This window comes from Pseudomonas sp. IT-P176, assembly GCF_949767245.1.
Lineage (GTDB): Bacteria > Pseudomonadota > Gammaproteobacteria > Pseudomonadales > Pseudomonadaceae > Aquipseudomonas.
Genome location: NZ_CATKPN010000057.1, coordinates 104,210 through 123,926, shown reverse-complemented (window position 1 = coordinate 123,926; position 19,717 = coordinate 104,210). Strand labels below are relative to the sequence as shown.

Sequence of the window (19,717 nt, the reverse complement as noted above, 5' to 3'; positions counted from 1 at the left end):
GAAGCTCTCGAACTAGCCAGCGTTCACCCTGTGCTAATATCGCGCCCCTGTTCATTTTGTATGTGGGTTGCACCATGAAGTTGTCCATGCCGCGATTCGATCAAGCCCCTGTCTTGGTGGTCGGCGATGTCATGCTCGACCGTTATTGGCATGGTGGTACCTCACGGATTTCTCCTGAGGCACCGGTGCCGGTGGTCAAGGTCGAGCAAATCGAAGACCGCCCGGGCGGTGCCGCTAACGTTGCGTTGAACATTGCTGCGCTCGGCGCGCCAGCGTCCCTGGTCGGCGTGACCGGTGACGACGAAGCTGCTGACAGCCTGACCAACAGCCTCAAGGGCGCTGGCGTGCGGGCGTTGTTCCAGCGCATCGCCCACCAGCCGACCATCGTCAAGCTACGGGTCATGAGTCGTCACCAGCAACTGCTGCGTATCGATTTCGAAGAACCCTTCGCCACCGACGCCCTGGCGCTCGGCGCCGAGGTCGATAATTTGCTCGAAGGCATCAAGGTGCTGGTGCTGTCCGACTACGGTAAGGGCGCCTTGAAGAACCACCAGGTGCTGATCCAGGCGGCTCGTGCCCGTGGCATTCCGGTGCTGGCCGACCCCAAGGGCAAGGACTTCTCGATCTATCGCGGCGCCAGCCTGATCACCCCTAACCTCAGCGAGTTCGAAACCATCGTCGGCGGTTGCGTCGATGAGCACGACCTGGTGAGCAAGGGTGCCAAGCTGATGCACGACCTGGATCTCGGCGCGTTGCTGGTGACCCGTGGCGAGCACGGCATGACCTTGTTGCGTCCCGATCATCCGGCGCTGCACCTACCGGCGCGTGCCCGCGAGGTATTCGACGTGACGGGTGCCGGCGATACGGTGATTTCGACCTTGGCGGCGGCGATCGCGGCTGGCGAAGAACTGCCCCACGCAGTGGCACTGGCCAACCTGGCGGCGGGCATTGTGGTCGGCAAGCTGGGTACGGCGGCCATCAGTGCTCCGGAATTGCGTCGGGCGATTCAGCGTGAAGAAGGCTCGGAGCGCGGCGTACTGGGGCTCGAGCAACTGTTGCTGGCCGTCGACGATGCGCGTGCGCACAACGAGTCGATCGTCTTTACCAACGGTTGCTTCGATATTCTCCATGCGGGTCACGTGACCTACCTGGAGCAGGCGCGGGCCCAGGGCGATCGCTTGATCGTCGCGGTCAACGACGACGCTTCGGTGAGCCGCTTGAAAGGCCCTGGCCGACCGATCAACAGCGTTGATCGGCGGATGGCCGTACTGGCGGGCCTGGGCGCGGTGGACTGGGTGATCAGCTTCCCTGAAGGCACCCCGGAAAACCTGCTGACCCAAGTCAAGCCGGACGTGCTGGTCAAGGGTGGCGACTACGGGATCGACCAGGTCGTCGGCGCCGATATCGTCAGCGCCTATGGCGGCACGGTGAAGGTGTTGGGGCTGGTGGAAAACAGCTCGACGACCGCTATCGTCGAGAAGATCCGCAAGACCGAGTAAGGCTGAACCGGTGCGAGGGCTTGCTCCCTCGCCACCGCCCGCGTTTATCGGGTCGCCTTGCGCGGCACGATTTTCTTCAGCAGTTGCCTGGCCTTGCCGGTCAGGCGGCTCAAGCCTGACGGCTTGCCTGGCTGGCTCAAGCCTTGTTGCTTGAGCCAGTCCTTCCATTTGATTCGTTCATCGCGTACCAGCCAGCCTTCCTGCCGGGCAAAACTCTCGGCCAGGTACAGACCGCGCGTGCTCGCCGGGTACAACTGATCCTTTTTCAGGGTGTAGAGCTCGGGCAGCGGCTGACCATCCTTGAGGGGCATCAGGTACAGGTCCGGGCGCTTGCGATCCAGGCGGGCGACCAGTTGATCGCCTTCCAGGCGCTCGTCGACATGGAACAGGCTCAGGGACTTGGCTTCCTTGGGCACATCCAGGCGCAAATCGTAAATCAGTTGCAGCGACGCCGTGGGCAGGTGCACGTAGGCCCGTGGGCGCTCAATCAATTGCAGGTTGGCGCAGCGCACCGGGCGTGCCGCGCCCGACTCCGGGGTCAGGCGAAACGGCATGGCTTCGCGGTAATGCAGGGCGGTGGCATAGGGCGCTGGCAGCCAGGTGTCGTTGAACCGACCGCCGAGCCAGCCTTCCGGGGTTTCCAGCAGGCATTCTTCGGCGATCTCCTGAATCGCCGTGTGCAGCGGCAGATTCAGCTCGTGGGCCGGAACGTAACCGGAAATCAGCTTGAGCACCACATCGCCACGGTCCTGGCGGCGTTGGCGCACCAACACCCAATAGTCGCGATTCTGCCAATGCAGGGTCAGGCGCACTGACACGCCGAGGTTGGCCAGCTCCAGGGCAAAGTGTTCGGCATTGGCCACCGTGACCGGGCGTCGACGTTGCAGGGTCTGGGAGAAGTTGAGCGGCATCCCGACGCTCTGGTAGCTCAGGCCTTCGGGAGTCGCTTCGACGTATAACGGCAGGGTCTTGAAGTTGCTGGGGTTCTTTCTTATGAGCGTGCGCGGCATGTCGGCTCCTTCTTGCGTCGGGGTCGGCCGCCTCGGCGGCGGTTCAACGACTGGCTAGGACTTGAGCAACGGTCGCCACATTGTGGGCGAGGTGCAGCGGATTGATGGTCCCGACAATAGCACTGGCAACCCCGGGTTGGGCAAACAACAACTCGAAGCTGGCACGTACCGGGTCCACCCCCGGACTCAGGCACACGTGACCGCTGGCCAGGGCTTTTTTGACCAGGATCGCTTTGCCGTGTGCAGCAGCGTAGTCGATCACCGGCCGCTCGGCCTGTTCGTTGAGATTGTAGGTGACCATGGCGCAATCGCCCTGTTCCAGAGCCTTCAGGCCGCCTTCGACGGTTTTTCCGGAGAAGCCGAAACCGCGAATCTTGCCCTCGGCCTTGAGCGCGGCGAGGGTCTGGTAGACCTCACTGTCGTTGAGGATCGCCAGGTCGTTGCCGTCCGAGTGCACCAGCACCAGGTCAATAAAATCCGTTTCCAGACGTTGCAGGCTGCGCTCGATCGAGAAGCGGGTATGGGCGGCGCTGAAATCGTGGCGCGACTGGCCGTCGGCGAACTCTTCACCGACCTTGCTGACAATCACCCAGTCTTCGCGCTGGCCACGCAGCAGCGGGCCGAGGCGTTCTTCGCTGCGGCCATAGGCGGGGGCGGTGTCGATCAGGTTAATGCCCAGGTCGCGAGTCAGCTTGAGCAGCATGCGCGCTTCGTCGTCGTCGGGGATCTGGAAACCGTTGGGGTACTTCACCCCTTGATCGCGACCCAGCTTGACGGTACCCAGGCCCAGAGGCGAAACCCGCAGGCCGGTGCTGCCCAGCGGGCGGTGCAAGTCGTGCAGAGTGACCTGGCTCATGGCAGCAGTTGCTCCCAGGCCGGTACCGCCATGGGTGGTTTCGGCAGGTCGGGCAAGGGCGCCGGGTGGCTCGGCTGGATGCCGTCGCGCTGCAGGGCAGCGAGCACCCGGTCAGCAAAGTCCGGGGCCAGTGCCAGCTTGGTTGGCCAGCCCACCAGCAGGCGGTCCTGCTCGGCGAGGAAGGCGTTGTCGGGACGGCTCAGGCCCGACTGCTGCGGCTCGGCGCGATCGACGCGCAAGGTTGCCCACTGCGCCTGGCTGAGGTCGATCCAGGGCAGCAGTTGCCCGAGTTCTTTTTGCGCGGCGGCGATTTGCGCAGCGGGTTCGCGTGCTACACCTTCGGCTTCCGCAATATCACCGCCCAGGTACCAGACCCATTGGCCATCGGCCGCCGGATGGGTGGTGACGGTGATGCGCGGTTTTGGCCCACCGCCCAGGCAATGGGCGTACAGCGGCTTGAGGCTCGGGCCCTTGACCAGGATCATGTGCAGCGGCCGGCATTGCATGGCCGGCTGGCTGAGGCCCAGGGCGGCGAGCAGGTCGGCATTGCCGGCGCCGGCGCTGAGGACGATGCGTTGCGCGCGGATCTCCCGCTCGTCGACCCGCAGGCCGACCAACTGACCGTCTTCCAGCAACGGTTCGATCTGCTGTGCAGCCAGCAGGCCATCACCGGCCAGTTGCGCCAGGCGGCTGATCAGGCTGGGGACATCGACAACCAACTCGGCCAGGCGATAGACCTTGCCCTTGAAGCGTTTGTCTTGCAGGGCTGGCGGCAATTGCTCGCCCTTGACCTGGTCGACCCGTCCACGCACGGCCTTGCTGGCGAAGAAACTCGTGAGGTTGCCGGCCAGGGTGCCGGGGGACCACAGGTAATGGGCTTCGGAGAGCAGGCGCACGCCGGACAGGTCCAGCTCGCCGTCACCGGCCAGGGCCTCGCGCCAGCGCCGCGGCATGTCGGCGATGGCTTCTGAGGCGCCTGTCAGGGCGCCATGCAGCGCGTACTTGGCGCCGCCATGGATGATTCCCTGGGATTTGACACTCTGCCCACCGCCGAGGCTGGCGCTCTCCACCAGCACGGTGGCAAACCCCTGGCGGCGCAGGCGTGCATTCAGCCAGAGCCCGGCAACCCCAGCGCCGACAATCAGTACGTCGGTGGAAATAACGGATGGCATGCGGCGACCTCAGTGTTCAAGACTAGGGGCGCAGTATACAGATTCATGCCGAGCGCTATGTAGCGGCTGCCGTGGGTCAGTGCCCGGCGGTTTTCGAGAACAGCTGGATCACTACCACCCCTAGCACGATCAGCGCCATGCCCAGCATGGCCGGAACATCGAGCTTCTGCCCATAGATGAACAGCGCGGCGACGCTGACCATCACGATGCCCATGCCGGCCCACACTGCATACGCCACGCCGACGGGAACGCTGCGCACCACCAGGGTCAACATCCAGAAGGCGATGCCATAGCCGACGATCACCAGCACCAGTGGCAGGGGCGTGCTGAAACCTTTGACCGCTTTCATCGAAACAGTGGCAATCACTTCGGCACAGATGGCGATGGCCAGGTAGTAGTAAGCGGTCATGGGTCAATCCTCGTATGAAGTGTTGCTTTCTGAGGTCGGCATTCTAGTGATTCCTTAGATGCGGTAAAGTCATTACCTATCTGATTTGAAGATGGGTTACAGCATGAGTATTCAGTGGAACCTGGAACAGATGCAGTTGTTCGTCAGCGTCGCCGAGCAGCGCTCGTTTTCTGCCGTGGCCCGCGACCAGCGCAAGGCGCAGTCGGCGGTCAGCAGTTCGATTGCACTGCTGGAGGCGGACCTGGGTGTCAGCCTGTTCGAGCGTAGCAGCGGCCGCCAGCCACGGCTGACCGAGGCCGGCAGCGCCTTGCTGGAAGAGGCGCGGGAAGTGTTGCGCCAGTGCGAGCGCCTCAATGGCCGGGCGCAGGCCTTGATGCGTGGCCAGGAGGCGCGCCTGCGCCTGGCCCAGGACGAGGCGATGCCCTATCAGCCGGTGCTCGACAGCCTGGAGGCGCTGGCTGAGCAATTCCCCAGCCTGGAGGTGCAACTGGCCAGTGCCGCCCAGGGCGATGTCGCGCGCAAGCTGGTCCAGCGCCAGGCCGACCTGGGCCTGCTGTTTTATCACGAGCAGATCCCTGAAGCGCTGGAGCGGCGGGTGCTGGGCAGTGTCGAGATGGTCACCGTGTGTGGCGTGGGGCATCCGCTGGCAGCGGGTGGCCAGGTCAATTGCCAGCAAATGGCCCAGCACCGGCAACTGTTGATGGCCACCCATTCCAGCGTCTACCCCGGCAGTGAACAGGCCAGTCCGCAGGTCTGGCGCGCCGACAGCTTCTACGTGCTGGCGGAATGGCTGATGCGTGGCCTGGGCTGGGGTTGGTTGCCCCGGCACGTGGTGCAGTACCCCGCGTATCAGGGGCAGATGGTCGAACTGCTCAGCGAGTGGACGCCGCCGGCGCTGGTGGTGGAGCTGGTCTGGCGCCGCGATGAGACGCTGGGGCCGGCGGCGCGGTGGCTGGCCGAACGTTTTGCCGTGCAGTTGCAGGCGATTGGCTGAAAAAGTCGATAAACTCCGGCCCCATGAACAGAACCCTCTATACCGCATTGTTTTACCTGGGGCTGCCATTGGTGGCGATTCGACTGTGGCTGCGCTCGCGCAAGGCGCCGGCGTACGCCAAGCGTATCGGCGAGCGATTTTCCATCGGCCTGCCACCGATGGCGCCCGGCGGGATCTGGGTGCACGCGGTGTCGGTGGGCGAGAGCATCGCCGCGGCGCCGATGATTCGTGCGCTGCTGGAGCGTTATCCACAGCTGCCGATTACCGTCACCTGCATGACGCCGACCGGCTCGGAGCGAATCCAGGCGTTGTTCGCCAATCAACCGCGGATCCAGCACTGCTACCTGCCGTACGACTTGCCTTGTGCCGCCGCGCGTTTTCTCGACCGGGTCCAGCCCAAGCTGGCGGTGATCATGGAAACCGAGTTGTGGCCCAACCATATTCACCAATGCGCCAAGCGCGCGATTCCCGTGGCGCTGGCCAACGCCCGGCTCTCCGAACGCTCGGCCAAGGGCTACGGGCGTTTTCGCCAACTGACGCAGCCGATGCTCGCCGAAATGAGCCTGTTCGCTGTGCAGACCAATGCCGAAGCCGAGCGCTTCCGGGCGCTAGGGGCGCGGGCGGAAACGGTCGAGGTAACGGGTTCGATCAAGTTCGACCTGAGCATCGACCCGACCTTGCTGCAACGCGCCAGCGATCTGCGTGAGCAATGGCAGGCGAGCCAGCGACCGGTGTGGATCGCCGCGAGCACCCATGAGGGTGAGGACGAGGTAGTGCTGGCGGCTCATCGGCAGTTGCTCGCCAGCCACCCGGACGCGTTGCTGATTCTGGTGCCGCGTCACCCGGAGCGCTTCAACTCGGTGTTCGAGCTGTGCCAGCAGCAGGGTTTCAACACGGTCCGGCGCTCCAGCGGCGCGCCGGTCAACGCCGATACCGCGGTGCTGCTCGGCGACACCATGGGCGAACTGCTGTTTCTCTATGCCTTGGCGGACAGTGCGTTTGTCGGCGGCAGCCTGGTGCCGAACGGCGGGCATAACCTGTTGGAGCCGGCGGCATTGGCCAAGCCGGTTCTCAGTGGCCCGCACCTGTTCAACTTCCTCGAGATCGCGGCGTTGATGCGCAATGCCAAGGCCCTGCAAGAGGTGGAGGACGCCCATGGGCTGGCGGTGGCGGTGCAGCGCCTGTTCGAACTGCCACGCGATGCGCAGCAAATGGCTGAGGCGGGATTGACCGTGATGCGCGCCAACCAGGGCGCGTTGCAGCGGTTGCTGGATGGGTTGGGGCGGTTGCTCAGATAGGTCCTGAATACACCGAGCGCCTTGTGGGAGCGGGCCGGGCGGCGCTCCGCTTGCCCGCGATGGCGGCTGCTCAGTCACATTGATGTCGGATGTGCCGCCGCCATCGCGAGCAAGCCGCAAGCGGGCGCTCGCTCCCACAAGGGTTTGAGTGTCAGCTCAAGGTCGGGCTTTCAACTGCTCGGCCGCAGCCTTGGCCAGGTCCGGTGGCAGGAAGTCCTTGTCCGGGTTGTAGTCGGCCTTGAGGTAGCGCTTGAGGTCTTGCAGGTCGCCCGGGCTCAGGGTGCCGGCCGCCTGTTTCAGGCGCAGGTTGTCGAGGATGTAGTCGTAGCGGCTGTTGTTGTAGTTGCGCACCGAGGTGTACAGCTGGCGCTGGGCGTCGAGCACGTCGACGATATTGCGGGTCCCCACCTGATAACCGATTTCAGTGGCCTCCACCGCGCTCTGGTTGGAGATGATCGACTGGCGGCGCGCTTGCACCTGCTCGACATCGCTGTTCACCGCGCGGTGCAGGTTGCGGGTGTTCTCCACCACCTGGCGGCGCAGCGATTCACGTTGTTGCTCGCTCTGGTCCAGGCGTGCATACGACTCGCGGACCTGGGAGTTGATCAGGCCGCCGCTGTAGATCGGAATGTTCAGCTGCAAGCCGACGGTGGTCTGGGTCACGTCACCACTGTAGGGCTGGCCAAAGGCACTAGGGTTGCTGAAGCCGAAGGCGTCGTTGTCACCCTTCTTGTACTGCGCCACGGCATCGACGGTCGGGGCGTGCCCGGCCTTGCGTTGCTTGAGGGTCTCTTCGGCCGCGCTGACCGCGTAGTTGCTGGCCAGCAGGTTGAGGTTCTGCTGGGCGGCGGTGTCGACCCAGGCCTTGGCGTCATTGGGCGCCGGCGGCAGGATCGGCAAGGTGTGGACGATGCCCTGGATCGAGTTGTACTGCCGGTTGGTCAGGGTGATCAGGGCCTCGAACGCGTCATCCACCTGTTGCTGGGCGAGTATCCGGTTGGCCCGGGCAGTGTCATAGCTGGCTTGCGACTGCAGCACGTCGGTCTTGTCCGAGAGGCCGACGTCGAAGCGCTCGTTGGACTGGTCCAACTGGCGCTTGAAGGCGGCTTCTTCGGCTTTGGTCGAGGCCAGGTTGTCCTGGGTGCGCAGCACGTTGAAGTAGGTCTGGGCGGTCTGCAGGATCAGGTCCTGCTCGGTGGCCGAGAGCTGCAACGCGGCTTGTTCGTTGACATCCTTGGCGGCCTGGAACTGGAACCAGCGGTCGGCGCGAAACAACGGCTGGGCCAGGGTTGCCTGGTAGAAATGCGCGTTGCGGTTGGCAATGGCCGCCGGGGAGTCGATGTCGGTACGCACATTGGCGATTTCCGCACCACCGGAGAGGTTCGGCAGCAGGCCGGCGCGCGACTGGGGCACGACTTCCTTTTGCGCGCCGTATTGGGCACGGGCCGCCGCGAGGTCGGCGTTGTTGTCGACTGCCTCCTGGTAGACGCTGACCAGGTCGGTCTTGGTCGACAGGGGCGTGTCTGCTGCCCAGGCCATTCCATTGGACGCACAAGACACGGCGAGAGCCAGTGAGAGTTTGCGCAGCATGAGGCGATCCCTAGAATTGAAAATGCGACAAGAAATAGAGCGCCAAGCTACGGCGCGGGCCCGTCAGCGTCAAGGCGTGGCATGGCGTAGCGAGTGTAGTTGTGGTGACCTGGGGCAACAATCCTGCAATTACGCCATTCATCACGCTGTTTAATCCGGGGTTGGCGTTCTTGGGTGGTTATGTCTAGACTGGCCGGGTTCTTGTCGGGGTGCCTTGCTATGAGGCTGAGATCGAATAATTTCGGATCCCGTTGAACCTGATCAGGTTAGCGCCTGCGTAGGGAACAAGATTTCTCGTCACCCGGCGAGTCCTCTTGTGCTTCGTCCGGGATATTGTTCGACAATCGAACGCTTCGCGAGATGATGCACAGCACCAGTCCTGGTGCCTCCGTGCCTTTCAGGTTCTGCTCCGACAATCCACTGCCTGGATGCTGTCTGGAGAGCCCGTGATGACCACAAAACTAAAAAATGCGACCCACCTGAGTGAATCGGCCAAGGTCGATCAACAATCGGTGCAGCCCTTTACCCGCTCGCAAAAGATTTATGTCCAGGGCACGCGCCCGGACATCCTGGTGCCGATGCGCGAAATCAGCCTGGACGTCACCCCGACCGACTTCGGCGGTGAAATCAATGCGCCTGTCGTGGTCTACGACACCTCCGGCCCCTATACCGACCCGAACGTCATCATCGACGTGCGCAAAGGCCTCGCCGACGTGCGCTCGCCGTGGATCGAAGCCCGTGGCGACACCGAGCGCCTGCCAGGCCTGAGTTCCAACTTCGGCCAGGAACGCCTGGCCGATGCCGAGCTGACCAAGCTGCGGTTCGCCCACGTCAACAATCCGCGCCGCGCCAAGGCCGGGGCCAACGTCAGCCAGATGCACTACGCGCGCCAAGGCATCATCACCGCCGAGATGGAATACGTCGCCATCCGCGAAAACATGAAGCTGGAAGTGGCCCGCGCGGCCGGCCTGCTGGACCAGCAACACGCCGGCCACAGCTTCGGCGCCAGCGTGCCGAAAATCATCACCCCCGAATTCGTGCGCGAGGAAATCGCCCGCGGTCGCGCGATCATCCCGGCCAACATCAACCACACCGAACTGGAACCGATGATCATCGGCCGTAACTTCCTGGTGAAGATCAACGGCAACATCGGCAACAGTGCCCTGGGATCGTCCATCGAAGAAGAAGTGGCGAAACTGACCTGGGGCATTCGCTGGGGTTCGGACACGGTCATGGACCTGTCCACCGGCAAGCACATTCACGAAACCCGTGAGTGGATCATCCGCAACTCGCCAGTCCCAATCGGCACCGTGCCGATCTACCAGGCCCTGGAAAAAGTCGGCGGCGCCGCCGAAGACCTGACCTGGGAGCTGTTCCGCGACACGTTGATCGAGCAGGCCGAGCAGGGCGTCGACTACTTCACCATCCACGCCGGCGTGTTGCTGCGCTATGTGCCGCTGACCGCCAAGCGCGTGACCGGCATTGTTTCCCGTGGTGGTTCGATCATGGCCAAGTGGTGCCTGGCGCATCACAAGGAAAACTTCCTCTACACCCATTTCGAAGACATCTGCGAAATCATGAAGGCCTACGACGTCAGCTTCTCGCTGGGCGATGGCCTGCGTCCGGGCTCGATTGCCGACGCCAACGACGCTGCACAATTCGGTGAGCTGGAAACCCTCGGCGAGCTGACCAAGATTGCCTGGAAGCACGACGTGCAGTGCATGATCGAAGGCCCGGGCCACGTGCCGATGCAGTTGATCAAGGAGAACATGGACAAGCAGCTGGAGTGCTGCGACGAGGCGCCGTTCTACACCCTCGGCCCGCTGACCACCGACATCGCCCCGGGTTACGACCACATCACCTCGGGCATCGGTGCCGCAATGATCGGCTGGTTCGGCTGCGCCATGCTCTGCTACGTCACGCCCAAGGAACACCTGGGCCTGCCGAACAAGGATGACGTGAAGACCGGGATCATCACCTACAAGATCGCCGCCCACGCCGCCGACCTTGCGAAGGGCCATCCGGGCGCGCAGATCCGCGACAACGCCTTGAGCAAGGCACGGTTCGAGTTCCGCTGGGAAGACCAGTTCAACCTCGGCCTGGACCCGGACACCGCCCGCTCGTACCACGATGAAACCCTGCCGAAGGACTCGGCCAAGGTCGCGCATTTCTGCTCGATGTGCGGGCCGAAATTCTGCTCGATGAAGATCACCCAGGAAGTCCGCGAGTATGCGGCCAACCAACGGATCGAAGCGGTGGACGTGGACGTCGCCCAAGGCCTGGCCGAACAGGCCGAGCGCTTCAAGCAGGAAGGCAGCCAGCTGTACAAGAAGGTTTGATCTGACCCGAAGGGTCGGGGCCTGAGAGGGCCCCATCGCGGGCAAGCCCGCTCCCACAGGATTTATGCAGTCCATGTGGGAGCGGGCTTGCCCGCGATAGCGGTCAACACAACAAAAAATGTCCCTCTGAGATAACACCCTTGAGCATTCAACCCAGCACTTATTCACCCGATATCGCGGTGCCGAGCGACAAACGTGTCTTCGGCGGCCGTGATCTGTTCTCCCTGTGGTTTTCCCTCGGCATCGGCCTGATGGTCCTGCAGACCGGCGCCTTGCTTGCGCCGGGCCTGGGCCTGTCGGGTTCGTTGCTGGCGATTTTCCTCGGCACCCTGGTCGGCGTGCTGCTGCTGGCGGCCGTCGGCGTGATCGGCAGCGATACTGGCCTGTCGTCAATGGCCGCGCTCAAGTTGACTCTGGGCAGCAAGGGCGCAAGCCTGCCGGCGCTGCTCAACCTGCTGCAGTTGATCGGTTGGGGCTCGTTCGAGATCATCGTCATGCGCGATGCCGCCAGCCTGCTGGGCGTCCGTGGATTCAGCGAGGGCAGCTTGATGGCCAACCCGCTGATGTGGACCCTGTTCTTCGGCGCCCTGGCGACCCTGCTGGCGGTGAGCGGCCCCCTGACGTTCGTGCGGCAGATCCTGCGCAAGTGGGGCATCTGGCTGTTGCTGGCAGCGTGCATCTGGCTGACCTGGAACCTGTTTGCCAAGGCTGACCTGGCTGCGTTGTGGGCCCAGGCCGGTGACGGTTCGATGCCGTTCGCCGTGGGCTTCGACATTGCGATCGCCATGCCCCTGTCCTGGCTGCCGCTGATTGCGGACTACTCGCGGTTCGGCAAGCGCGCGAAAAATGTCTTCGGCGGCACGGCGCTGGGCTTTTTCATCGGTAACTTCTGGCTGATGAGCCTGGGCGTGGCCTACACCCTGGCGTTTGCCCCCAGCGGTGACGTGAATGCCTTGCTGTTGGCGCTGGCCGGTGCCGGCCTGGGGATTCCGCTGCTGTTGATCCTGCTCGACGAGTCGGAAAACGCCTTTGCCGATATTCACTCGGCGGCGGTGTCCAGCGCGACCCTGTCACGGCTCAAGGTCGAGCACCTGGCCCTGGCCATCGGTGTGATCTGCACCCTGATCGCGCTGCTGGCGCCACTGGCCCAGTATCAGAACTTCCTGCTGCTGATCGGCTCGGTGTTCGCGCCGTTGTTCGGTGTGGTGCTGGTGGATCACTTCATCCTGCGCAAGCGCGGTGCCCAGGCGACCTGCGCGGCGTTGCGCGGGTCAGCCCTGTGCGCCTGGTTGGGCGGGGTGGTTACCTATCACTTGCTGGCCAATCTTTATCCCGAGCTGGGCGCAACCCTGCCGGCGCTGATCCTGGCAGGGCTGTTGCAGCTGGTGCTGGGCCGCATCGTTACTTTCGGGCGGGAAATAGCTCGGGCTTGAGGATGCCACCCAGGCGCGAATAAGGAATCTTCAACTCGACGTGGCCCAGGGCGTAAGGCGCAATGGTGTTCACGTCGTACTTGAGCATCACCCCGGCGGTGGTCAGGGCAACGTTGGGGGTTTGCTTGAACGGCCAGGCCTTGAGGAATTCCGCTTCCTGATCCAGGCGGGTGCTGATCAGCCAGCTGTTGTGCGCTACCTGGGCGGCTTTCCAGAATGCCTGTTCCTCGCCCGGCTTGAGCATGTCGGCCAGGGTCAGCACCTTGTGCTCCTGGCGCGAGTAGTTGATGAAGCCGCGTCCCGGCTTGCCAGTGGCAGTGCCGTTGTCCAGATAGCTGGACAGCTCGATGATCACCAGTCCGTCATGCTGCTCGCGTACTTTGGCCTGCAAGTAGCTGCTGTTGCGCGGGGCGGCATCGCGCAGGAACTGTTCGCGATAGGCCGCCAGCGAAGCCGGCAGTGGTGCATCGGCGGTGGTGGGGGTCATTTGCAGCAGGCGTCGTTCGATGATGCCATCCAGTTGCGGTTCGCCGGGGAAGCGCACGAGATCGATGTTGACCAGCGGGCATTCGGCACCGGTGCAGCCGGGCTTGATAGTCTCTGCGGTGTCGCGCAGGGTTTCCAGCGGCGCCTTGTAGCTAGGCTCGAACAGGCTTTGGCAGGCGCCAAGGGTCAGGGCGATACAGGCCACGGAGGCGATTTTCAAAAGTGACATGGGCGTCCTTCATGGATCAAGGGTAGGCAAAAAGTTACCGGCTTCGACTGCCAGCGGGGCGGTCAGTTCGCCACTAAGCTCAATAGTGTCAATTAGAGTAGGTTTGCCCCCCTGCCGTCTATCCCGGCAACTGCAAAGGGGCTGCATCAAAGGTGGCGAGCGCGTTAGGATGGCGCGAAGTCGAGGTTGGAGCCTCGTAGCGGATCTGCAGTAGACGAGGATTGTGATGACTGACTTTACCAATGCCACCCCGACTGTCGTCGACGTCGTGCGCACCGAGAACTGCCACAAGGGCTTCTACCAGCTCGACCGGGTACACCTGCGCCATGAGCTGTTTGCCGGTGGCATGAGCCGGGAAATCAATCGCGAACTGTTCGTGCGCCACGATGCAGTCTGCGTCCTGCCCTACGATCCGCAGCACGACCGGGTGGTGTTGATCGAACAATTTCGCGTGGGGGCCCTGGGCAAGACCGACAACCCGTGGTTGATCGAGCTGGTCGCCGGTCTGATCGACAAGGACGAACAACCGGAAGAAGTTGCTCACCGTGAAGCGCAGGAGGAAGCTGGGCTTGAGTTCACGGCGTTGTGGCCGATGCTCAACTATTTCCCGTCGCCTGGCGGCAGCACTGAATACGTGCACCTGTACCTGGGGCGGTGTGACAGTACGGGGGCTGGCGGCCTGCATGGGTTGCTGGAGGAAGCAGAAGATATTCGCGTCACGGTCTGGGACTTTGAAGATGCCCTGCAGGCCGTGCGTGATGGGCGGATTTCCAACGCGGCGAGCATTATTGCCTTGCAATGGCTGGCTTTGAACCGCGTTGAAGTGAGGGGGCTATGGTCGTAAACAAACAGCGCGACCGCTATCGGGTCGACCTGGTGGGGCTGCAAAGCGCCTGCGAGGCCAACTATGCCCGCTTGCTGCGGCTGCTGCCGGACATGCGCAATACGCCGGCGGCGCGGCGCATCGCCATGACCCAGGGCGACCAGATGCTCGGGGTGCTGACCCTCGAGGTCCTGCTGACCTGTCCCTACACCACCACCCTGCGTGTGCGCCAGGAACACAGCCTGCCCTGGCTGCCGGTGCCGCAGCTGGAGGTGCAGGTCTATCACGATGCGCGCATGGCCGAAGTGGTCAGCGCCGAACATGCGCGGCGCTTTCGCGGCATCTATCCTTACCCCAATGCCTTCATGCACCAGCCTGACGAAAAGTCCCAGCTCAACGTCTTCCTCGGCGAATGGCTGAGCCATTGCCTGGCGTGCGGGCACGAATACGAAGTGGTGCGTTAAGCGGCAGATGTGAACTGTGTCCGGTTCACGGCTTTCCTCTTTTACCCATGCCCCAGCATAATTGCGCCACTTATCCACCTGCGTGATCGCGCCTTGGGAGAACACCTTGCCGAGCGTATCGACTCTGACCGCCAACGACCCGGTCCTGCTGGTGCAGCTTTCCGACAGCCATCTGTTCGCCGAGGCTGACCGCACGCTGCTGGGCATGAACACTCGCGACAGCCTGTCGACGGTGATCGAACTGGTGCGGTTGCAACAGCCCCGGGTGGACCTGGTGATTGCCACGGGCGATCTGTCCCAGGACGGCACCTTGGCCTCCTATCAGCTGTTTCGCCGCTTGAGCGAGCAGATCGACGCGCCTGCCCGCTGGATTCCGGGCAACCACGACGAGCCGCAGGTCATGGCCCAGGCGGCCGTGCAGAGTTCGCTGCTGGAACCGTTGCTGGACATCGGCAACTGGCGGATCACCTTGCTCGATTCCGCCGTGCCGGGTTCGGTGCCGGGCTACCTGCAGGACGATCAACTGCAATTGCTCGCCCGCGCCCTGAGCGAAGCGCCCGAACGTCATCATCTGGTGTGTTTCCATCATCACCCGGTGCCCATTGGCTGTCCGTGGATGGAGCCTATCGGCTTGCGTAACCCTGAAGCGCTGTTTGCCGTGCTCGACCGCTTTCCCCAGGTGCGCGCCGTGTTATGGGGACATGTGCATCAGGAAATCGACCAACTGCGCAACGGCGTGCGGTTGCTGGCATCGCCTTCGACCTGTATCCAGTTCGAACCCGGCAGCGAAGATTTCCGGGTCGATACCCTGGCGCCAGGCTACCGCTGGCTGCGCCTGTTGCCCGATGGGCGGCTGGAAACCGGAGTGGAGCGGGTCATCGGATTCGATTTCACGGTCGATTACGGTTCTGACGGTTACTGAGCAGAAACACCGCTTCACGGCGATCGCGAGCAGGGATTACTCCCACACAGGAAACAAATGTGGCAGCGAGCCTGCTCGCGATATGCCCGACTCCCTGTAAACTGCGCTTTCTTTTGCCGACCGCCAGGGAGCTCAAATGTCCGGTTCGATCCTCTACATCCACGGCTTCAACAGCGCGCCTGCGTCGAAAAAGGCCAGCCAGCTGATCGGAGTGATGGAGCGTCTGGGGCTGGCTGACCAATTGCGCGTTCCGGCCCTGCATCATCACCCGCGTGAGGCCATCGGTCAGTTACAGCAGGCGATTGCCGAGCTGGGACGGCCACTGCTGGTCGGCAGCTCACTCGGCGGCTACTATGCCACTCACTTGGCCGAGCTCCATGGCCTCAAGGCCCTGCTGGTCAACCCTGCCGTCAGTCCGCACCGGATGTTCGACGGCTACCTGGGGACGCAGCAAAACCTGTATACCGAACAGACCTGGGAATTGACCCACGACCACATCACGGCCCTGGCCGAGCTGGAAGTGCCGGCGCCCCAGGACCCACGGCGCTACCAGGTGTGGCTGCAGACCGGCGACGAAACGCTGGACTATCGCCTCGCCCAACAGTATTACCGAGCCTGTGCGTTGCGCATCCAGGCCGGCGGCGACCATAGTTTCCAGGGATTTGCCGGACAGATGCCGGCCCTGTTGAGTTTTGCCGGCATTGGCGCAGATGTGTACCAGGCGATCGATTTCACAGCACTGTGAACCCTTGCCCCTATTTTCATGAACGACTGACGACGAGACCCCATGGCCACTCCCAGCGCTAGCTCTTATAACGCAGACGCCATCGAAGTCCTCTCGGGCCTCGACCCGGTGCGTAAACGCCCCGGCATGTACACCGACACCAGTCGGCCGAACCACCTTGCCCAGGAAGTCATCGACAACAGTGTCGACGAAGCCTTGGCCGGGCACGCCAAATCGGTCCAGGTCATCCTCCACGCCGACCACTCGCTGGAAGTCAGCGATGATGGCCGCGGCATGCCGGTGGATATCCACCCGGAAGAGGGCGTCTCGGGCGTCGAGCTGATCCTCACCAAACTGCACGCCGGCGGTAAGTTCTCCAACAAGAACTACCAGTTCTCCGGTGGTTTGCACGGGGTCGGCATTTCGGTGGTCAACGCCCTGTCGACCGATGTCCGGGTGCGGGTCAAGCGTGACGGCAACGAATACCAGATGACTTTCGCCGACGGTTACAAAAAAACCGAGCTGGAAGTGGTCGGCAGTGTCGGCAAGCGCAACACCGGTACCAGCGTGTTCTTTGCCCCGGATCCGAAGTATTTCGATTCGCCGAAATTCTCCATCAGCCGCCTCAAGCACGTGCTCAAGGCCAAGGCCGTGTTGTGCCCGGGGCTGTTGGTCAGTTTTGAAGACAAGGCCACCGGCGAAAAAGTCGAGTGGCACTACGAAGACGGCCTGCGTTCCTACCTGGTGGACGCGGTCAGTGAGTTCGAGCGCCTGCCGGACGAGCCGTTCTGCGGCAGCCTGGCTGGTAATAAGGAAGCGGTCGACTGGGCGCTGCTGTGGTTGCCCGAAGGCGGCGACAGCGTGCAGGAAAGCTACGTCAACCTGATCCCCACGGCGCAGGGCGGTACCCACGTCAACGGTCTGCGTCAGGGCCTGCTCGATGCGATGCGCGAGTTCTGCGAGTTCCGTAGCCTGTTGCCGCGTGGAGTGAAGCTGGCGCCGGAAGACGTCTGGGAGCGCATCGCGTTCGTCCTGTCGATGAAAATGCAGGAGCCGCAATTCTCCGGCCAGACCAAGGAACGCCTGTCGTCCCGCGAGGCGGCGGCGTTTGTGTCCGGGGTGGTCAAGGACGCGTTCAGCCTGTGGCTCAACGCCAACCCGGAAACCGGCATGCTCCTGGCGGAGCTGGCGATCAACAACGCCGGCCGTCGCCTCAAGGCCAGCAAGAAAGTCGAGCGTAAACGCATTACCTCGGGGCCGGCCCTGCCGGGTAAGCTCGCCGACTGCGCCGGGCAGGACCCGATGCGCTCCGAGCTGTTCCTGGTGGAAGGTGATTCCGCCGGCGGCTCGGCCAAGCAGGCGCGGGACAAAGAGTTCCAGGCGATCCTGCCGCTGCGCGGCAAGATCCTCAATACCTGGGAAGTGGACGGCAGCGAAGTGCTGGCCAGCCAGGAAGTGCACAACATCGCCGTCGCCATTGGTGTCGATCCGGGCGCGGCGGACATGAGCCAACTGCGCTACGGCAAGATCTGCATCCTCGCCGACGCCGACTCCGACGGTCTGCACATCGCCACCTTGCTCTGCGCCTTGTTCGTCCAGCATTTCCGCCCGCTGGTGGATGCCGGTCACGTCTACGTGGCGATGCCGCCGTTGTACCGGATCGACCTGGGCAAGGAAATCTACTACGCCCTCGACGAAGCCGAGCGCGATGGCATTCTCGACCGCCTGGTGGCCGAGAAGAAACGCGGCAAGCCCCAGGTCACCCGATTTAAAGGCCTGGGTGAAATGAACCCGCCGCAACTGCGCGAAACCACCATGGACCCGAACACCCGGCGCCTGGTGCAATTGACCCTGGATGATTTTGCCGCCACCTCGGAAATGATGGACATGCTGCTGGCGAAAAAACGTGCAGGTGATCGCAAGTCCTGGCTGGAGTCCAAGGGCAACCTGGCCGAGGTTCTGGCCTGATGCGGAGCGGTTTTGCCCTCCCATGGTTGTTGCTGGCAGGGGCTGCGTTCGCGCAGCCGGTGCCTGAGCTGACGATGCTGTCCGAGCATGCCGTGCAAGGCATGCACGGCGGCAATCTGTCGGGCCTGGCGCAATGCGGCAATGAACTGTGGACTGTTTCCGATCGCGACGATGGGCAGATATACCGTCTCGCCACCGGCGAGGGTGTCTGGCAGGCCGAAGCGGTGCCCGTCGACGTGCCGCCGGTGCCTGACAACGGCTTGCCCTGGGGGCTGAAGTCGCGCACCTGGGCGTCGTCGATCGTGCGCGGTGGTAACTTCGATTTCGAGGGCATCAGCTGCGACAAGGCCGGCAATCGCTACATCGTCAGCGAGGCCCATGCAGCGGTGTTGCAGGTGCCGCCGACGGGCGCCGCGCAATGGCTGAAGATTTCCCCGATGCTGGTGCGCGAAGCGCGGGCCAGTGGCATGTTGCTGCACTTCAATGCGCTGTTTGAAGGCCTGGCTGTCGACCCTGAGGGCAACCAGCTGTGGCTGGCGGCCGAGCGTGAGCGACGTGGGCTGTTGCGGCTCAAGCGGCAACAAACCGTGTGGGACTGCGACGGTGCCTGCGTGCTGCTCAGCGAAGCCGGTACACAGATGCAACCGGCGCAGTTTCCCCATGCCCGGCCGGTGTCCCGGGACTTCGCCGACCTGGCGTGGTTCGACGGCAAGCTCTTTACCCTGGAGCGCAACGCCTATGAAATCTGCCGCCGTGACGCGGTGACGGCCCTGGTCGAGCGTTGCTGGTCGTATGCCGCCGATGCCTTGCAGGCGCCGCGGCGTTATCCGCAAGCCTACGGCCTGGCCGAGGCGCTGGTGATCGACGCCTCAGGTGCCTGGATCGGCATCGACAACAACAACGGCGCCCGGGCTGACGGCGAAGTCCGTCCGATCGTCTGGCGCTTCGCTGCGCCGCAGGGTGGCTGGAGCGCCAAGTCATGAGTCAGCAGGCGCCGGGAAAACGCGCCGGCCGGGTGCTGCTGGTGCTCGCCTGGTGTGCCGGGCTGTTCCTGGCAACGCGGTTTTTCGGCGACTGGGAACAGCGCCAGGAAAATCCCAACACCCAGGTCAGTTCGCAGCAGGGTGAGGGGTTTATCGAGGTGAAGCTGGTGGGTAATGGCCAGGGACACTTCGTTGCCGATGGCCAGATCAACGGTCAGCCGGTGAACTTCATGCTCGATACTGGGGCCACCGATGTGTCGATCCCGGCCGGCCTGGCCCAACGGCTGAATCTGGAAAAAGGTGCCGCGGTCACCCTGAGCACGGCCAACGGCCGCAGCCAGGGCTACCGGACCCGACTGCAACAATTGAAACTGGGCGACATTGTCTTGCATGACGTGCGCGCCCTGGTGGCGCCAGGCTTGAGCGGCGATCAAGTGCTGCTGGGCATGAGCGCCCTGAAACAACTCGAATTTACCCAGCGCGGTGGCACCTTGCTGCTGCGCCAGACCACGAAATGA

Annotated in this window: 18 protein-coding genes and 1 riboswitch; of the genes, 12 read left to right on the top strand and 6 right to left on the bottom strand. The window is 63.3% G+C overall.

All coding sequences use genetic code 11. The features are described 5' to 3' along the window. Positions 1-74 precede the first annotated feature (74 nt). Complete coding sequence (gene hldE / locus ACM6IP_RS17020) at positions 75-1,499, top strand: bifunctional D-glycero-beta-D-manno-heptose-7-phosphate kinase/D-glycero-beta-D-manno-heptose 1-phosphate adenylyltransferase HldE (RefSeq protein ID WP_095169623.1); 1,425 nt, start codon at positions 75-77, stop codon at positions 1,497-1,499. Positions 1,500-1,543: 44 nt separating this feature from the next. Here hldE and ACM6IP_RS17015 read toward each other — a convergent pair whose 3' ends face one another. The 4 genes from ACM6IP_RS17015 to ACM6IP_RS17000 form a co-directional block, all read right to left on the bottom strand. Further along, on the bottom strand, positions 1,544-2,509 hold the full coding sequence (locus ACM6IP_RS17015; protein WP_095169622.1) for a metal ABC transporter ATPase: 966 nt from the start codon (positions 2,507-2,509) through the stop codon (positions 1,544-1,546). Between the two features lie 43 nt (positions 2,510-2,552). Continuing rightward, positions 2,553-3,365: an aldo/keto reductase gene (locus ACM6IP_RS17010; RefSeq protein ID WP_414861922.1), complete on the bottom strand. Its 813-nt coding sequence runs from the start codon at positions 3,363-3,365 to the stop codon at positions 2,553-2,555. Then, positions 3,362-4,537 carry an NAD(P)/FAD-dependent oxidoreductase gene (locus ACM6IP_RS17005; RefSeq protein WP_159993382.1) on the bottom strand — a complete coding sequence of 392 codons (1,176 nt, stop codon included), beginning with the start codon at positions 4,535-4,537 and terminating at the stop codon, positions 3,362-3,364. Before ACM6IP_RS17005 ends, ACM6IP_RS17010 begins: the two co-directional genes overlap by 4 nt. 76 nt (positions 4,538-4,613) lie before the next feature. Continuing rightward, on the bottom strand, positions 4,614-4,946 hold the full coding sequence (locus ACM6IP_RS17000; RefSeq protein ID WP_015093202.1) for a DMT family transporter: 333 nt from the start codon (positions 4,944-4,946) through the stop codon (positions 4,614-4,616). Between the two features lie 103 nt (positions 4,947-5,049). Here ACM6IP_RS17000 and ACM6IP_RS16995 point away from each other — a divergent pair, with 103 nt between their 5' ends. Further along, positions 5,050-5,940 carry a LysR family transcriptional regulator gene (locus tag ACM6IP_RS16995; RefSeq protein ID WP_095169633.1) on the top strand — a complete coding sequence of 297 codons (891 nt, stop codon included), beginning with the start codon at positions 5,050-5,052 and terminating at the stop codon, positions 5,938-5,940. A gap of 23 nt (positions 5,941-5,963) precedes the next feature. Further along, a complete protein-coding gene (gene waaA / locus ACM6IP_RS16990; protein WP_414861921.1) occupies positions 5,964-7,238 on the top strand; it encodes a lipid IV(A) 3-deoxy-D-manno-octulosonic acid transferase in 1,275 nt (424 codons plus the stop codon). A gap of 156 nt (positions 7,239-7,394) precedes the next feature. Here waaA and ACM6IP_RS16985 read toward each other — a convergent pair whose 3' ends face one another. Further along, positions 7,395-8,828 (bottom strand): TolC family outer membrane protein, encoded by a 1,434-nt coding sequence (locus tag ACM6IP_RS16985; protein ID WP_320333496.1) that lies wholly within the window; start codon positions 8,826-8,828, stop codon positions 7,395-7,397. A gap of 195 nt (positions 8,829-9,023) precedes the next feature. Continuing rightward, positions 9,024-9,129, top strand: a riboswitch (TPP riboswitch). Between the two features lie 148 nt (positions 9,130-9,277). Between ACM6IP_RS16985 and thiC the strand changes: the two genes are divergently transcribed. Further along, the gene (gene thiC / locus ACM6IP_RS16980) at positions 9,278-11,167 is read left to right on the top strand and encodes a phosphomethylpyrimidine synthase ThiC (protein WP_095169617.1); all 1,890 of its coding nucleotides are present in this window, start codon (positions 9,278-9,280) and stop codon (positions 11,165-11,167) included. A 140-nt stretch (positions 11,168-11,307) separates the two neighbouring features. Then, a complete protein-coding gene (cytX, locus tag ACM6IP_RS16975) occupies positions 11,308-12,600 on the top strand; it encodes a putative hydroxymethylpyrimidine transporter CytX (protein ID WP_414861920.1) in 1,293 nt (430 codons plus the stop codon). Here cytX and ACM6IP_RS16970 read toward each other — a convergent pair. Further along, positions 12,569-13,315: an RsiV family protein gene (locus ACM6IP_RS16970; RefSeq protein WP_414861919.1), complete on the bottom strand. Its 747-nt coding sequence runs from the start codon at positions 13,313-13,315 to the stop codon at positions 12,569-12,571. The genes cytX and ACM6IP_RS16970 overlap by 32 nt on opposite strands. Positions 13,316-13,541: 226 nt before the next feature. On the opposite strand from ACM6IP_RS16970, the gene ACM6IP_RS16965 reads away from it, so the two are divergent. The 7 genes from ACM6IP_RS16965 to ACM6IP_RS16935 all read left to right on the top strand — a co-directional run bounded on the left by ACM6IP_RS16965 (position 13,542) and on the right by ACM6IP_RS16935 (position 19,717). Then, positions 13,542-14,159: an NUDIX domain-containing protein gene (locus ACM6IP_RS16965; protein WP_095169614.1), complete on the top strand. Its 618-nt coding sequence runs from the start codon at positions 13,542-13,544 to the stop codon at positions 14,157-14,159. Then, complete coding sequence (locus ACM6IP_RS16960; protein WP_159993402.1) at positions 14,150-14,602, top strand: DUF1249 domain-containing protein; 453 nt, start codon at positions 14,150-14,152, stop codon at positions 14,600-14,602. Before ACM6IP_RS16965 ends, ACM6IP_RS16960 begins: the two co-directional genes overlap by 10 nt. A gap of 106 nt (positions 14,603-14,708) precedes the next feature. Further along, on the top strand, positions 14,709-15,524 hold the full coding sequence (cpdA, locus tag ACM6IP_RS16955) for a 3',5'-cyclic-AMP phosphodiesterase (protein ID WP_401129686.1): 816 nt from the start codon (positions 14,709-14,711) through the stop codon (positions 15,522-15,524). A gap of 136 nt (positions 15,525-15,660) precedes the next feature. Continuing rightward, a complete protein-coding gene (locus ACM6IP_RS16950; protein ID WP_095169611.1) occupies positions 15,661-16,269 on the top strand; it encodes a YqiA/YcfP family alpha/beta fold hydrolase in 609 nt (202 codons plus the stop codon). A 42-nt stretch (positions 16,270-16,311) separates the two neighbouring features. Then, complete coding sequence (gene parE / locus ACM6IP_RS16945) at positions 16,312-18,216, top strand: DNA topoisomerase IV subunit B (protein WP_414861918.1); 1,905 nt, start codon at positions 16,312-16,314, stop codon at positions 18,214-18,216. Next, a complete protein-coding gene (locus ACM6IP_RS16940) occupies positions 18,216-19,199 on the top strand; it encodes an esterase-like activity of phytase family protein (RefSeq protein ID WP_414861917.1) in 984 nt (327 codons plus the stop codon). The genes parE and ACM6IP_RS16940 overlap by 1 nt, the downstream gene beginning before the upstream one ends. After that, positions 19,196-19,717, top strand: coding sequence for a TIGR02281 family clan AA aspartic protease (locus ACM6IP_RS16935; protein ID WP_095169608.1), 522 nt, complete (start codon positions 19,196-19,198; stop codon positions 19,715-19,717). The genes ACM6IP_RS16940 and ACM6IP_RS16935 overlap by 4 nt, the downstream gene beginning before the upstream one ends.

What these genes read in the sequence shown, in the direction of transcription:
- ACM6IP_RS16995 (WP_095169633.1), top strand. Translation starts at nt 5,050, where the DNA reads ATGAGTATTCAGTGGAACCTGGAACAGATGCAGTTGTTCGTCAGCGTC.
- ACM6IP_RS16950 (WP_095169611.1), top strand. Translation starts at nt 15,661, where the DNA reads ATGTCCGGTTCGATCCTCTACATCCACGGCTTCAACAGCGCGCCTGCG.
- ACM6IP_RS16960 (WP_159993402.1), top strand. Translation starts at nt 14,150, where the DNA reads ATGGTCGTAAACAAACAGCGCGACCGCTATCGGGTCGACCTGGTGGGG.
- hldE (WP_095169623.1), top strand. Translation starts at nt 75, where the DNA reads ATGAAGTTGTCCATGCCGCGATTCGATCAAGCCCCTGTCTTGGTGGTC.
- parE (WP_414861918.1), top strand. Translation starts at nt 16,312, where the DNA reads ATGGCCACTCCCAGCGCTAGCTCTTATAACGCAGACGCCATCGAAGTC.
- ACM6IP_RS16935 (WP_095169608.1), top strand. Translation starts at nt 19,196, where the DNA reads ATGAGTCAGCAGGCGCCGGGAAAACGCGCCGGCCGGGTGCTGCTGGTG.
- ACM6IP_RS17015 (WP_095169622.1), bottom strand. Translation starts at nt 2,509, where the DNA reads ATGCCGCGCACGCTCATAAGAAAGAACCCCAGCAACTTCAAGACCCTG.
- ACM6IP_RS17005 (WP_159993382.1), bottom strand. Translation starts at nt 4,537, where the DNA reads ATGCCATCCGTTATTTCCACCGACGTACTGATTGTCGGCGCTGGGGTT.
- ACM6IP_RS16970 (WP_414861919.1), bottom strand. Translation starts at nt 13,315, where the DNA reads ATGTCACTTTTGAAAATCGCCTCCGTGGCCTGTATCGCCCTGACCCTT.
- ACM6IP_RS16985 (WP_320333496.1), bottom strand. Translation starts at nt 8,828, where the DNA reads ATGCTGCGCAAACTCTCACTGGCTCTCGCCGTGTCTTGTGCGTCCAAT.
- ACM6IP_RS16940 (WP_414861917.1), top strand. Translation starts at nt 18,216, where the DNA reads ATGCGGAGCGGTTTTGCCCTCCCATGGTTGTTGCTGGCAGGGGCTGCG.
- ACM6IP_RS17010 (WP_414861922.1), bottom strand. Translation starts at nt 3,365, where the DNA reads ATGAGCCAGGTCACTCTGCACGACTTGCACCGCCCGCTGGGCAGCACC.
- ACM6IP_RS17000 (WP_015093202.1), bottom strand. Translation starts at nt 4,946, where the DNA reads ATGACCGCTTACTACTACCTGGCCATCGCCATCTGTGCCGAAGTGATT.
- waaA (WP_414861921.1), top strand. Translation starts at nt 5,964, where the DNA reads ATGAACAGAACCCTCTATACCGCATTGTTTTACCTGGGGCTGCCATTG.
- thiC (WP_095169617.1), top strand. Translation starts at nt 9,278, where the DNA reads ATGACCACAAAACTAAAAAATGCGACCCACCTGAGTGAATCGGCCAAG.
- ACM6IP_RS16965 (WP_095169614.1), top strand. Translation starts at nt 13,542, where the DNA reads ATGACTGACTTTACCAATGCCACCCCGACTGTCGTCGACGTCGTGCGC.